This is a genomic window from Patescibacteria group bacterium, from assembly GCA_041651155.1.
Taxonomy (GTDB): domain Bacteria; phylum Patescibacteriota; class Patescibacteriia; order CAIXNZ01; family CAIXNZ01; genus JAPLYF01.
Genome location: JBAZJU010000006.1, coordinates 18,938 through 32,584 on the forward strand (window position 1 = coordinate 18,938; position 13,647 = coordinate 32,584).

At 36.9% G+C, this 13,647-nt stretch carries 16 protein-coding genes; all 16 read left to right on the forward strand.

Annotated elements, in window-relative coordinates; translation table 11 throughout:
• Positions 1-23 precede the first annotated feature (23 nt).
• A complete protein-coding gene (locus WC460_04865; GenBank protein ID MFA5188664.1) occupies positions 24-320 on the forward strand; it encodes a DUF3467 domain-containing protein in 297 nt (98 codons plus the stop codon).
• A 99-nt stretch (positions 321-419) separates the two neighbouring features.
• Positions 420-1,520, forward strand: a complete 1,101-nt coding sequence (locus WC460_04870) for a hypothetical protein (GenBank protein ID MFA5188665.1) — start codon at positions 420-422, stop codon at positions 1,518-1,520.
• A 121-nt stretch (positions 1,521-1,641) separates the two neighbouring features.
• A complete protein-coding gene (gene dnaJ / locus WC460_04875) occupies positions 1,642-2,778 on the forward strand; it encodes a molecular chaperone DnaJ (protein ID MFA5188666.1) in 1,137 nt (378 codons plus the stop codon).
• Positions 2,779-2,934: 156 nt separating this feature from the next.
• A complete protein-coding gene (locus WC460_04880; protein ID MFA5188667.1) occupies positions 2,935-3,459 on the forward strand; it encodes a hypothetical protein in 525 nt (174 codons plus the stop codon).
• Positions 3,460-3,689: 230 nt separating this feature from the next.
• On the forward strand, positions 3,690-4,364 hold the full coding sequence (locus WC460_04885; protein ID MFA5188668.1) for a hypothetical protein: 675 nt from the start codon (positions 3,690-3,692) through the stop codon (positions 4,362-4,364).
• 8 nt (positions 4,365-4,372) lie between these two features.
• Entirely contained in the window at positions 4,373-5,329 is a 957-nt protein-coding gene (locus tag WC460_04890) for a hypothetical protein (GenBank protein MFA5188669.1), read from the forward strand.
• Between the two features lie 36 nt (positions 5,330-5,365).
• Positions 5,366-6,184, forward strand: a complete 819-nt coding sequence (locus WC460_04895) for a hypothetical protein (protein ID MFA5188670.1) — start codon at positions 5,366-5,368, stop codon at positions 6,182-6,184.
• Positions 6,185-6,201: 17 nt separating this feature from the next.
• The gene (hxsD, locus tag WC460_04900) at positions 6,202-6,675 is read left to right on the forward strand and encodes a His-Xaa-Ser system protein HxsD (protein ID MFA5188671.1); all 474 of its coding nucleotides are present in this window, start codon (positions 6,202-6,204) and stop codon (positions 6,673-6,675) included.
• Complete coding sequence (locus tag WC460_04905; GenBank protein MFA5188672.1) at positions 6,666-6,866, forward strand: HxsD-like protein; 201 nt, start codon at positions 6,666-6,668, stop codon at positions 6,864-6,866. Before hxsD ends, WC460_04905 begins: the two co-directional genes overlap by 10 nt.
• Positions 6,867-6,988: 122 nt before the next feature.
• Complete coding sequence (locus tag WC460_04910) at positions 6,989-7,336, forward strand: four helix bundle protein (GenBank protein MFA5188673.1); 348 nt, start codon at positions 6,989-6,991, stop codon at positions 7,334-7,336.
• Positions 7,337-7,437: 101 nt separating this feature from the next.
• Positions 7,438-8,919 carry a His-Xaa-Ser system radical SAM maturase HxsB gene (gene hxsB, locus WC460_04915; protein ID MFA5188674.1) on the forward strand — a complete coding sequence of 494 codons (1,482 nt, stop codon included), beginning with the start codon at positions 7,438-7,440 and terminating at the stop codon, positions 8,917-8,919.
• Positions 8,920-9,000: 81 nt separating this feature from the next.
• On the forward strand, positions 9,001-9,501 hold the full coding sequence (locus WC460_04920) for a hypothetical protein (GenBank protein ID MFA5188675.1): 501 nt from the start codon (positions 9,001-9,003) through the stop codon (positions 9,499-9,501).
• Between the two features lie 10 nt (positions 9,502-9,511).
• Entirely contained in the window at positions 9,512-10,348 is an 837-nt protein-coding gene (locus WC460_04925) for a hypothetical protein (protein ID MFA5188676.1), read from the forward strand.
• A gap of 93 nt (positions 10,349-10,441) precedes the next feature.
• Positions 10,442-11,581 carry a radical SAM protein gene (locus WC460_04930; GenBank protein ID MFA5188677.1) on the forward strand — a complete coding sequence of 380 codons (1,140 nt, stop codon included), beginning with the start codon at positions 10,442-10,444 and terminating at the stop codon, positions 11,579-11,581.
• 78 nt (positions 11,582-11,659) lie between these two features.
• The gene (locus tag WC460_04935; protein ID MFA5188678.1) at positions 11,660-12,640 is read left to right on the forward strand and encodes a radical SAM protein; all 981 of its coding nucleotides are present in this window, start codon (positions 11,660-11,662) and stop codon (positions 12,638-12,640) included.
• The gene (locus WC460_04940) at positions 12,633-13,514 is read left to right on the forward strand and encodes a radical SAM protein (protein MFA5188679.1); all 882 of its coding nucleotides are present in this window, start codon (positions 12,633-12,635) and stop codon (positions 13,512-13,514) included. Before WC460_04935 ends, WC460_04940 begins: the two co-directional genes overlap by 8 nt.
• Positions 13,515-13,647 lie beyond the last annotated feature (133 nt).

Consider the following 13,647-nt stretch of genomic DNA (forward strand, 5'->3'; position numbering starts at 1 on the left):
CTTATTACTAATTACCAACATTTATGGATCAACCTAATCAACAGGGTCAGCAACAAATCAATGTTAAGGCCGTTGACGAAATCCTGGCTGGTAAGTATACTAATATGATGCAGGTAGCGCACACTAAAGAAGAATTTGTCCTGGATTTTATGAATATTCTGCCGCCCCAGGGAATTTTAAATGCCAGAGTTATTACCAGCCCGGGCCACATGAAAAGAATTATTAAAGCCTTACAGGATAATATGGAAAAATATGAGCAGTCATTTGGCTCAATTAATGAGGCTGAGGCGCCTAAAGGCACGCCATTTCCGATTATTTAGGAGAGCTGAACCACTAAATTTTTATCACAAAACTCACTAAAAAAACATTTTGTGTTTTTTGTGAATTAATTTCGTGGTTCAGAAATTCATTTAAAAACTATGCCTAATTTTGAACCAAAATTTGAACAACCAACAAAAACCAGCTTTGATTATGAGCAAGCGGCTCTTTTGGCGCGACAAAAAATTGAATTGGAAACCAGCCAGGACAAGCAAAAAAAAGCCCAGGTTAAAAGAGAAATCAAAGAAACTTATGGCGCTGAAGGCCAGGCTGGGCGCAGAATTTTTGATTTGGAATTGGCAAAACAAAGATTAGAATTGGAAAAGGAAAAATCATTGGGGGAAGGAGAAATTAAATTAAAGGTTGATAAAAGGCAGATTGATTTTGACAAAAATACACAAAGTTTTGATTACCCGACAGAAAAAGGATTTACACAAAAAGTCAGCCAGGGCGATTTACTGGCTGATATTAATTGGGGTTTGTATTATGGATTAAGTCACGATGTGCCAAAAGAATTTAAGGACCAATACATTGAAGCTGTCTATGATCGGGAAATCGCTAAAATATTTGACCAGCAATTAATTATTCAGCGCCGTGAGCTTGAACGCGATCAGATTGATGATCTTTTGGACAGGACGTATCAGATAATCGGCGTTAATCTGGAAAGCAAAGGCAGTGAATCAGCCGGACTGCTTTTTGAAAAAATGATTAAAAATATTTTAAGCAAAGTAGCAATTGATTTGAAAAAATACGGCTTGAAAATCGAGCCGGCCACAGTTATTGAAGACGTAGAGGAAAAAATTGATTTTATAATCAAACATAAAAAGAATCGCGGGGTTGGTTTTGAAGAAATAAAAGAATCAGAAGGCGCGGAAGAAACACTAGGCATCCAGTTTACTTTGAAAAGCGCCAAATCAGAAGATTTTAAGCATAAGCAAAGACAGGTAGCCAGGGCGCTTGAAAAACCGCATGAAATTGATGATTTGGTTTTAATTTCAGTGCCAGTTGAACACGATGTGATTTTTGGCAATTATAAAAAATGGCAAAAGCATGACAAGCTGCCTGGCGGCCCGGAAAATTGTTTTAAGCCAGAGGTCATTGTTAATTTTATAAAAGAGATATTGAAAAATACAGATTTGGCCAAGGATGATGACTTTTTGCAAGATGTTAAGGAATATTTTGAAGGGAAAAGGGGGAATTAGGTTGGGTGAAAAGCCCATTTGTCATTCAGAACGAAGTGAAGAATCTATTACATCCAGTATCCCACGCTATGCTTTGAATGACATAAGGACAAAGGGGCTTTTCGCCTTTAATTGAATTATTATGGGAAAAGATTACTACAATATTTTAGGCGTGGCAAAAAGCGCTTCCAAAGACGAGATTAAAAAAGCCTTTCGCGAGAAGGCTCATGTTTTTCATCCAGATAAACCAGGCGGCGATGAAAAGAAATTTAAAGAAATCAATGAGGCTTACCAGGTTTTGAATAATGATCAGAAAAGGCAGCAATATGACCAGTTTGGAGCGACTTTTGATCAACAAGGCGGTTTTGGCGGTGGTATGGGTTGGGAAGATTTTATGCGCGCAGCCAGGCAAGGTGGGGGAACTTACAACAATGTTGATGTGGATATGGGAGATTTAGGTGATATTTTGGGTGATTTGTTTGGCGGTGGTTTTGGGTTTGGCGGAAATACGCGCAGACGCAAGACGACCACGCGCGGCCGTGACATTGAAGTTGATTTAAATCTTGATTTTAAAGAAGCTGTTTTTGGTACTGATAAAACAATTGAATTATACAAATTAACCGCCTGCGATAGGTGTAATGGCAATGGCGCTGAGCCAGACACCAAGATTTCTGAATGCCAGGCCTGCAAGGGCCAGGGCAATGTGCGTACTGTCCAGCGCACGATTTTGGGTCATATTCAGACAGTCAGAGATTGTCCTGAGTGCGGAGGCGAAGGCAAAAAGCCGGAAAAAGCCTGCACAAAATGTGGCGGTACAGGCAGAACAAAGCAAAAAACAGATATTAATGTAAAAATACCAGCTGGCATTGATAATGGCATGAGTTTGAAAATGTCAGGCGCTGGCGAGGCTGGGATTAAAGGCGGTAAGGCAGGAGATTTATACCTTCATATTCATGTTAAGCCGGATCCATATTTTAAACGTGAAAATAATAATATTTTAACCTCAATTGAAATACCATTTAGCGCTGCTTCCTTAGGCGCAAAAATTCCAGTTAAGACTATTGATGGCGAAGTTGAACTCAAAATTCCTGCTGGAACCCAGTCAGGCAATGTTTTTATTTTACGGGGCAAAGGCGCGCCTCATTTTCAGCATTATGGCTCGTCTTGGCCGAAGCCAGGCAAAGGCGATCAATTGGTGACAGTTAATATTAAAACCCCGGAACATTTGAGTAAAAAGCAAAAGGAATTGTTGGAGGAATTGAGGGGCGAGGGGATTTAAATTTTTAGGCAAAAAATGCAACGGAACTCTTCTTCTTGTAGGCGCGATATCGTTATCGCGCCTTCGTTGTGGAATAAAGGGCATTTTTTGCCTAGAATTTTGTTTGACAGGTGATTTTATGCTATAATAAAGCCAAGAAAATTAAATATCCACAGTATGGATTTTTTAACCAATATTAACTGGGCGCAGCCTAATTGGGATTTATTTATAATCTTGTTTTTTGTGGTGGCTGCCTTTTTATACGGCCTATCTTTAGGCCGCGACCGCGTGATTGTGATTTTGGTCAGCATTTATATGGGCTTGGCCATAGTTAACACAGCTCCTTATTTAAATGATTTTAGCGCTGAGATCAACTTTAACAATGCCTCAATTTTTAAAGTCACGATTTTTCTGGGCATTTTTATTGCCTTGTTTTTTCTGCTATCGCGCAGCGCTTTACTCCACACTATTGCCGCCTCTGACAGCCCTGGACGATGGTGGCAGTCAATTTTGTTTTCTTTTTTCCATGTAGGACTAATGATTAGCATTGTGATGGCTTATTTGCCTAAAGAGGTAGTTAACAATGTTTCTGAGGGCATGAGGAATTTATTTATTTCTGATCCGGCGAAGTTTTTCTGGCTGGTTGCGCCGATTGTGGTGATGGTTTTGATTAGGAAGAGTAAGAAGAGTATAGAAGGGTAGGATGAGGAAATGACAAATAACAAATACCAAACCTTCGTTTGCCGTAGCAAACTACGGTTTGCAAAGGCAAATGACTCGTCTCGGCTTCAGATTTAAAGAGTAGAAATTTAACTTTTTTAAATCCGAGCCGAAGTCGGACAAAATAAATTCAAATTCCAAATTTTAAATCACAAAAAATTCGTATATTCGCCTGCCGGCAGGCAGGTACTGATCCGTAATTCGTAGGATTTATGAGATTAAATAGGATTACCATCATTTGTCTGGCAATCGCTGGTTTATTAACGAGCGGAGTTTTGCTTGCCAAGGCTGCTGGATTTGTCAGCTATGAGCCAAATGCTGATCCGCAAAAAACAAAAATTATTCTCTGGGATAATGTTAAAATCGCGCCATCAAACAGGGTTGATTGCGCAGCCGATCCAAATAGCAATGACTGCCAGGTTGGCTTGAATATTTCTGATTCAGGCTCAGCAGTGAGCGCAGGTAATGTTTTTTTGGGCAATGGACGCGATCTTTTTATAAAAAAATCTATGGGTTTTGATTGCGCTGATTATCCCGCAACTCCCAAATGCAATACGCAAATTGGCGATACGGGCAGTAATATATTTTTGCAGATTGGCCAGATCTCCGGCCAGAATCTGGTATTGCAATCTCAAAGCAGCGGGATAAGCCTGGGCGGAACCTCGCTGGAAATAACAGGCAAAATAATTCTGGCTTCAGCTAAAGATTTAATCATGACTGCAAATCCCATTACACTCACGCCCAATAGCGTTTTTAGCGATAATTTACAGGTTAATGAAATTATTGATTTGCCAGGCTCGGGCTTGGCTGTCTCGCTTTTAAAATTAAATCAAGGCTCATTTTTTTTGACTAATAAGCTGATTCAATACACGCCCCCTTTGCAATAATTTTTAATATGAGAAGAATCTATAAATTTTGCCTTATTGCCAGCGCCCTTATTTTAACCATTTTAATCGGTAATTTTGTCTTGGCCGCAGGCCAGGGTTATTTTTTAGAAAAGGGCAATGAAGTTTATATTTATGATAATTTGCAGGTCAATGGCTATTTAGCTGCAGCCAAAGATAATTCTAAAATAAGCGGAATAAGCGGTGATATTTTGATCGGAGCAGATTTTAACGCAGATATTAATTCTAATATTTATTTTTGCAAATCCGTTAATGTTACTAATGACTGTCCGCAAAAAGCCATGATCTGGCATGGTGGTCCGGATTTCTCATTAGAGGCCATTGATCCAAATTTTTATAAAATTCAGACAAATAAAATTTTGGGCATAAATTCAGATCTTAATTTATCTGCAGCTGATGGGAGTGAGATCAGTTCATCCAGTCCGATAAAAGTTACGGGCTGTTTAGCCGCTGATGGGAGCGCTGATTGTAATCAAGGTGAAGTCAAGACCAGCATAATGTATGTAGATAGTTTAAATAGCTTGAATAAGTTTTGCGCTGGCGGGACAAATAGCGGTAAAACTTGTATTCAGCATCTTGATTGCCCAAACAGTGTTTGTCTGTCAATAATTAAATTAAATCCAAGCACGCTCGTTTTTGAAGATTTAAATTTAGGTGAAATCGGTACTGCAAGATTAAATAATATAACTTTACCCGATGAAACAGGAGAGCAGAAGACAACAGCGCCGCAAATAAATTTGCAGAATGTTTGTTATGTGGCAAGCAGCTTATCATCTGATTGCCTTTCACCTGCAAATGGCGCGGTGGTTGCCCCCAGCACGTTTTTAGCGCAAAACCCTTCATGGAATTTCACCAGCACGCTTTATCCCGCCGGTTTTCAAGGCGATAATAATAAAAAAATTTGCTGCAATTTAAGCATTATTTATCCTGTAGCGCCTGCACAATAAGACAACCTTTGGCTAAGATATTATTTACACTTAAATATGCCCAATCATTATAAAATCTGCCTAATTCTTTCATTATTTTTACTCTCAGCTACAGCTGCCTGGGCAGGTTTTAATTATGATTCGGCCAATAATAATTTTTTATTTGATTCAATCTTGAGGACAGAAGGCAATTATTTGCTGGTCGGCAATGCCTTTAATGAAAATTTAAAAAAGCAAGATAATAGCATTTCCACTAATTTTTTGGCCGTTTCCAATAATTTAATATTTTTAAACAGCGGTGATGCGAATAACATTGGCGGCCAATTCTCCAGCGGTTTGCGCCAAGTTAGCAAAAATAATTTTTCCAGCCAGGCCATTACAATTGACAACAGCCAAAATTTGCAATTAGAGCCGGTTGGCGGCGCGAAATCATTGAGCCTGGAAGCCAACCGCATTTTATTAAATCAAAATTTTAGGCTCAGGAGCGGTTTGGCTTTTGATGTCCGGAGCGTGAATCAGATTTCAAATAGGACAATTTATGTTGACAAAGTATTGGCCTCTGGTCTGCAAAATTTAACCGCGGATAATCCTTTGCAGATTTCCAATAGTACTGTCTTGAATATTCCGGCCACAGCCGGAGCTGTTACGGCTGATAAAATTACTTTTGGCGCCAAAGATTTATGCGTGGTTAAGACCTGGACAGTTGTTGATAATACTTTAAAGCAGGGCGTGGGCGTGGCAGATTCTCCTATTATCACAGCGGATTGTCCTCCCAATTATTTTGTATTTGATCTGGATGCTTCAGCAGGCAAAATGGTCTGTTGCCAGGCAGCCAGCGGGCAATTGCAGCTTAGCCAAATCCAGCAAACACCTTAAAAATAAAAAAACAGATAATGGACCAAGGCTTTAATTTTAAAATTAACAAGCAAGCTCAAAGCATAGAATTTACCATAAATACTGAAATTTATTCTTTGACAGCGATTTACAATGCCGCCTATTTATTTTTGGATAAGGCGTATGTTTTTTTAGATGGCGATCCGAAGGCAGAGATCATCGCAATATTTAAAAGGAAAGAAGGGCAAAAAGAGGAAAATGGGAGAGAAGGCTTGGAAAAGATTGCCGGAGAATTTTATAATGAACTTTTAAATCAGCTGTTGCGGGAAAAAGTAAGCGAGTCAAATGCAAAAATCAGGGAATATGTGGTTTCAGCCGCGCTTTATAACGCTGTGCCCAATGAGGTGGATAAGCTTTTGCAGGAAGTTGAGGAGGAAGATTGGCAGGAAGATCCTTTAGGGATTGCAAAAACATGGGAGGATAATGAGAAGAGCAAAGAGGGTAAGAAGGGAGAAATGGGAAAATGGAAGTAATTAAGTTTAATAAAAAGATTTATAGTCTTGAAGCAATTGAAAAGGCGATTAATGAATTTAAAAATTTAGCTGAATTTAAGATAAAAGATGAGGCTGATTACTTTGAAGTGCAAATTGATAAAATTGATAATGAATATGAAGGTGTTTTGAAAGATGAATTTGGAAATTATGTATTGGGATTGATGAGCTGATCTATAAGCACCAAAATTCAAATCCCAAATCACAAATAAATTTCAAAAATCAAATAACAAACCTTCGTCCCGCCCAGCGGGACTACGGTTTGCAAAGGCAAATAAAAAACAAAAACAAAAATATGGATAAGAAGTACGATTTAGAAGATCGCACCTTAGAGCTTGGAAAAGAAATAATTCGTTTATGTAAAACTTTACCTGCTAATACTATAAACTTTAGGCTAATAGATCAGTCTATTCGCTCTGGGACATCAGTTGGCGCCAATTATCGAGAAGCAAATGAAACTGACACAAAGAAAGATTTTAGATTTAAAATTAGAATTTGTTTAAGAGAAGCTAGGGAAACAATTTATTGGCTTGAGCTTATAAAAGAGGCTAACCAAAATTTTTCTGCCAGGATTGATAAATTGATTAGTGAGACAAGAGAAATAGTTAAGATTTTTGGTTCAATTTTGGAGAAATCTAAATAGTTTGTGATTTGCTATCTGTGATTTGCTATTTATTTGAAGCTTGCAATTTGGTGCTTGGGATTTGAAACAAAGATTTAGGGGGTAAATTTTTTAAAATATTCATGTTAGATTTACAAACCATCAACAATTTAGATACCAAGTCAGTAGGATATTTTCGATTTAAACAGTTTGGCAATGAATATCTGCTGACTAATGAAACTGGGGAGTATGTTTTTTTACCTGAAAATAATTTCAAGGAATTTTTAACTGGAAAGCTAGATTCTAAAAGTGAAAATTTTCAGGAGTTACTAAACAAGTCGTTCCTTAAAGATAAAAATTATCTGGCGAATGCAGTTTTAAAGTATCGCGAGCGCTATCATTTTTTAAAATTCGGGCCGTCTTTGCATATTGTGGTTGTAACTTTAAGATGCAATCATAAGTGTATTTATTGCCATGCCAGCGCCGGTAGCAGCGAGGATAAAGGTTTAGACATGGATTTGGCAACTGCCAAGAAAGTAGTAGATACGATTTTTCTCACTACCAATGATGCGATTTGTATTGAGTTCCAGGGCGGAGAGCCGCTTCTAAATTGGCCGGTGGTTAAATTTATCATTTCTTACGCAGCGGAAAAAAATAAGCTGGAAAAGAAAAATTTAATTTTTAGGCTCGTGTCCAATTTTAGCTTGATGGATGAAGAAAAAATGAAGTTCCTGATGGACAATGAAGTTTACTTCTGCACTTCGCTTGACGGCGACGAGGAAACTCATAATTATAATCGCATTTATACGGAAGGCAATAGCTATCAGAACGCGGTCAACTGGATAAAAAAGATAAACGCCGAATACGAGGAAGTAAATAAGGGCAAGAAAAAAAATTATTATAGAGTAGGCGCCTTGATAACTGTGACCAAAAAAACACTGGCTAGTTACAAAGAAGTGATAGATACTTATCTTGAGCTTGGCTTTAAAAGCATTTATCTGCGCTATTTATATCCTTATGGCTTTGCCAGGCAAGCCAAAGAAAAAATTTGGTACACAGTAGATGAGTATGTTGACTTTTATAAAAAATCTCTTGATTATATTTTAGCCAAAAATTATCAGGGCCAGCTTTTTTACGAGAACATGGCCGCGACTTATTTGCGCAAGATTTTAGACCAGGAGGAGCCTCATAATCTGGATATGCGTTCGCCCTGCGGCGCGGTCATCGGCCAATTATCTTACAATTACAATGGTGATGTGTACACTTGTGATGATTCCAGGTCTCTTTCCAGACTAGGTGATGAAACATTTAAACTGGGCAATATTAAGCAAAATACTTTTAGCGAGCTGGTAAATAACAGTTTATGCAAATCAATGTGCGTTGCCTCATGCACCAATGGCTTGCCTGGCCATAATGAGAGCGTTTACCAGCCATATTGGGGAGCCTGTCCGGTCTACAATTATTGTCTTTCCGGCAATATATTCCCGGCCATGAAGGAAAATTTTAAATGGCAAATTGATGAGCAAATTCTTGATTATATTTTTGAAAAATTAAAAGATAAAAAAAATAAGGATATTTTTAAGGAATGGTGCAAAGCTTCACGGCCGAGAGCGAAATATGAATAACTATAACTTTGGTTGTATTTTACGTTTAAAATCGCACAATGCTTTAAAATTTAATAAAAAGATAGTATAATAAAGATAACTATGCTAAACAAACTGCCAAAACTAAAGAAAAAATTTCAGGAATTTCTTAATGATGAAGAAGGCAAGATAACTAAAAAAGATATTATCATGCTTGGCATTGGCGCAAGCGCGCTTGGCATCATGGCCGAAGGAATCAATGCTGCTCATGCTGCTACGCCCACTTGTAGCGCAGGTGGTGGAGTTTATACCTCACCGCCAAATTATGTTCAATGCAATGAAGGTTGGGCAGGAAGTTCAGGCTGCGGACCTCATGATTGCAACGGCGGTGGCTCGGGCTCAACTACCAATCTATGCCAAAATAATTTGTCATACCCTTTGGGTTCTTGCACTAATACCCCCGGAGCTATTTGCGGGGTGGATATAGGAGATACTCATTTCGGCCATAATAATTTTGTTCATAATGAAGGAGTAGTCGGTTCTCATTGCTCACACGGCTCTCATGGCTCTCACGGCTCACACGGCTCTCATGGCTCTCATGGCTCTCATGGGTTTGCCGGTTAAATTATATTTTATGAAAAAAATAATTTTGATATTAGCGATAATAGCCTTATTAATAATTGTTGGTGTAGTTATTTTTTTTATTTATCTCAAAGCACCAGCGCGGCCAACAAATGTAAATCAGCCAGTGGCGGTTGCCAAAGAAAAAATTATTGGTAATTTTTCATTATTTCTTAATGAGCTAATAAATGTACAAAAAGTACAGCCAGTTGCACTCACACCAATATTGGAATACTTAAGTTTTTGTGAATTTAAAAATAATAACATCTCTTTTGATCAGCAATGCATTAAGACCAATGAAACATATTATGGCGTAAAAAATAGCTCTGCCGATTGCACCATTAAAGATGGAGATTTTGCTGAAATTGATTTTATCAAAAAAGGAGAACAAGACAATTTTTTGAAAATTTGCCAAGAATATATTTCTGCTCTTAATACCTATTACAATAATAATTCTCAAGAAAAAACAAGTTTAAACGCCCAAAGGTTTTATCAGTTTTATAATGATTGTAATTTGCTTTGGGATAATAAGCTATATGGCGATAACGAATATTGTGATGCTGGAGATAATTGCTATGCAATCTTGCTGCCAGAGGACCAAAATTGTCCTAATAAAATAAAGATTGATACCGTCAGTCTTGATAGCATTAAAACGGTTCAATGCCAAACTCAAGTCGGCTTTAGAAGAGCCAGCCAAAAATCAGATTGTCTGAACATCAAGAATTTAATGGCTCGGCTCTTTTGCCTTGACGCATTTGACAATAATCTTTGCTCAGAAGTCACAGCCAGCGTGGAAAATTTAAAATTACAAGATTTTGTGACAAAATATCAATTACAAACTGCCCAGTAAATTATGTAAAATTTTACCGATAGGCCATTGCCAAAATGGCTTATTTTTTTTATTATTAAGTAACAATGGGGTGAAAAAGCCTTTGGTTTAATTATGGCAAAAACGCTTAAAAACGATAAATTTTGGCTATCAATCAGCACCAGATGCAATAATCAGTGCCTTTTTTGCCATGATAAGGAAAATCAGGTAAACGGACGTTTTTTTACATTGGCAGAGGTTCAAGATAAGATTGAACAGGCAAAAAAAGAAGGTTACAAGCGTTTGATTTTAAGCGGCGGGGAAGCTTCAATTAATCCTGATTTTTTGAAAATAGTCAGATATGCTCACGATTTAGGCTTTAAAGAAATCCAGACAATCACTAATGGCCGCTATTTTTATTATTCCAAATTTGCCGCTGAGGCGATTAAAGCCGGTCTGACTGAAATAACTTTTTCTCTGCACGGCCATAACGAAGAACTGCACGAGGAATTTACCGGAGTTAAGGGTTCTTTTCAGCAGGCTTTAACTGGCCTGGCTAATGTCAGAAAATATCCGCAAATAATTGTTAATATTGATATAGTGATTAATAAATTGAATTACCCAAAGTTATATGACATAATTCAGTTTTATGCCCAGAATTTCGGGGTCTATGAATTTGATCTTTTACAAGTTGTCCCTTTTGGCCAAGCCTGGGAAAATCGTGATAAATTATTTTATGATTTTAATGATGCTTTGCCTTATCTGAACAAAGTGTGGGAGCTGGCAAAAAATGACCAGAGATTTCATATCTGGACCAATCGTTTCCCGGCGCAATATCTGGAGGGTTATGAATTTTTGATTCAGGATCCGTATAAATATTTTGACGATGTTTTGGGACGCAAAAAAATGTTTGCGGAATTTATAAATGAAAATAAATTAATGCCTTGTTTTAATCCGGAGCGTTGCAAATCGTGCAACCTAAACGATTTTTGCCAGAAATTAATTAATTTAACAAAAGGAGATTTGTCAGACAAATTAATGAAATTAACAATGCCGCCTGTTTGTCTTGATTTGCCCCGCGATAATTATGAGATTAATTTTTTGAATGCGCAAGGCAGAATCAATTTGGAAAAATTTGTGGATTTTTATATTAATAATTTGTACAACCTTAAATCTTTACGTTGCGATGATTGTAATAAATTTAAAGATTGTAACGGATTGAATATTAATTTAATTAAGGAAAAGGGTTTTAAAGTTTTAAAGCCAATATCATGACCAGGGCGAGAACGCCCTTTTGTCATTCCGAATGAAGTGAGGAATCTATTACTTCCAGGATTCTTCGCTTCGCTCTGAATGACAGTGAAGACAAAAGGGCGTTTTCGCCCGACAATTAATTCTATGGCTAATCTAGGCTACATCCAATTAAACAGAACCTGTAATCAAAAATGCCTTTTTTGTTCTAATCCAGAAAACGGCAATGTTTTGGATTTAGCTCAAGTCAAATTTTATATTGATGATTTTGCGAATAAAAATTATCAGGGCGTAATTTTAACCGGCGGCGAGCCGACTTTAAATGCAGATTTAGAAAAAGTAATTAGTTATGCCAAGTCCAAAGGTTTGGAAGTAAGGATAATTACCAATGGCCAAAAAACAGCTGACTTAGAATATCTAAAGAAACTAAAAAATGTCGGCTTGGATTTAATTCATGTTTCAGTGCAGTCTTATGACCCGAAAATCCAGGATTATCTGAGCCAAAATCCAGGTTCATTAAAAAATATCCTAAAAACTTTGGTTAATGCTTGGCGCCTGAATTTGCCTGTAAATATAAATACAGTGATCAATAGTTTTAATGCCAAAAGCCTGGATAAAAATATTAAATTTTTTCTGGTTAAATTTCCAGAAATTAATCATTTTGTTTTTAATAATCTAGATCCTGAAATGAATCGGGTAGAGCAAAATAAATTTGTGGTGCCAAGATTAATTGATTTCAAGGAATCTTTAAAAAGAGCTTTTGAATCGTTAAGTAAATTTGGCAAAACTTTCCGGGCAGAAAGAGTGCCTTTATGCTATATGGCTGAATATGGAGAATTTTCCACCGAAACCAGAAAAATAGTTAAAAATGAAGAAAGAAGCATTTTATTTCTGGATGATAGAAAAGATCCTTATAGCATCCAAAAAAATTTTTATTATAAAAAAGCAAAACAGTGCGGCCAATGCAGCCTGAATGATATTTGCGCGGGTCTGTATGCCATGGATACGTATTTTGACAGTAGGGAATTGGAGCCGCAGCTGATTGATAAGCAACTCATTATTAATAAAATTAAAAATGAATAAGCGGGTGGAAATTTATATTGGTTTTAAATGCAATAATGATTGTGTTTTTTGCGTTGAAAGAAATATCCGCCTGCAAAATAAAGATAAAATTTTATACTCCGATCTGACTGCAATTGTCAATAAAATTAAGGATTTGAAAAATCAAGGCTATGGCCATATTAATTTTTTGGGCGGGGAGCCATTTTTGGAAAAAAACTTTTTGCCTTTTTTGCAGGCCGCTAAACAAAATGGCCTGTCCACCGCAGTCACCACCAATGGCAGCCTGCTTAGCAATGAAGAAATCGCCAAGTCACATTTGCCTTTGCTTGATGATTTGATTATCTCTATTCATGGCCACAATGAAGAACTGATAAGCCAGCAATCAAAAAATCCCGGTTTGTTTAAAAGTTTGCTTGAGGCTTTTGCTAATATAAAAAAATATTTTCAAGGCAGACTGCTTAAAGCCAATTGCGTAATAAATAAATTAAATTATAAAGATCTGCCGGAAATTATTGAGTTTATTTGTACTAACGGCATCCACGAAATTAGCCTGACAAATATGTCTCTCAAAGGTTACAATAATGAATATGTTGTGCCTTTGAGCGAACTAAAAAAAGTTATACCCAAAATCGCAGATTATGCCAAAGAAAATAATTTGGTTCTTCGTTTTTCTGATTTGCCCTTTTGTATTTTGGGGGATAATTATTATCTGACTAATGAAATTTTTGCCGATGAGCGCGTTAAATATAATGCGGCCAATAAAGAGGAAAGTTTTTGGCGGCCCAAGCTTAAAACCGAAAAATGTAATGAGTGCAAGCTCAAGGATCTATGCATGGGAATTGATTTAGAATATTATAAATTATTTGGGGATTGTGAATTGAATTCGGTAATATGAAATTTTTTGTATTTTTGGATCTCCGCCTTTTGATTCTAGACAAAATTACAAATTAGCTACAAATTTAACAAAACAATAACTAGAAAAAGTCTTTTTGTATGTTTTGTATAAAAATTCGTAATTTTGTAGGAGT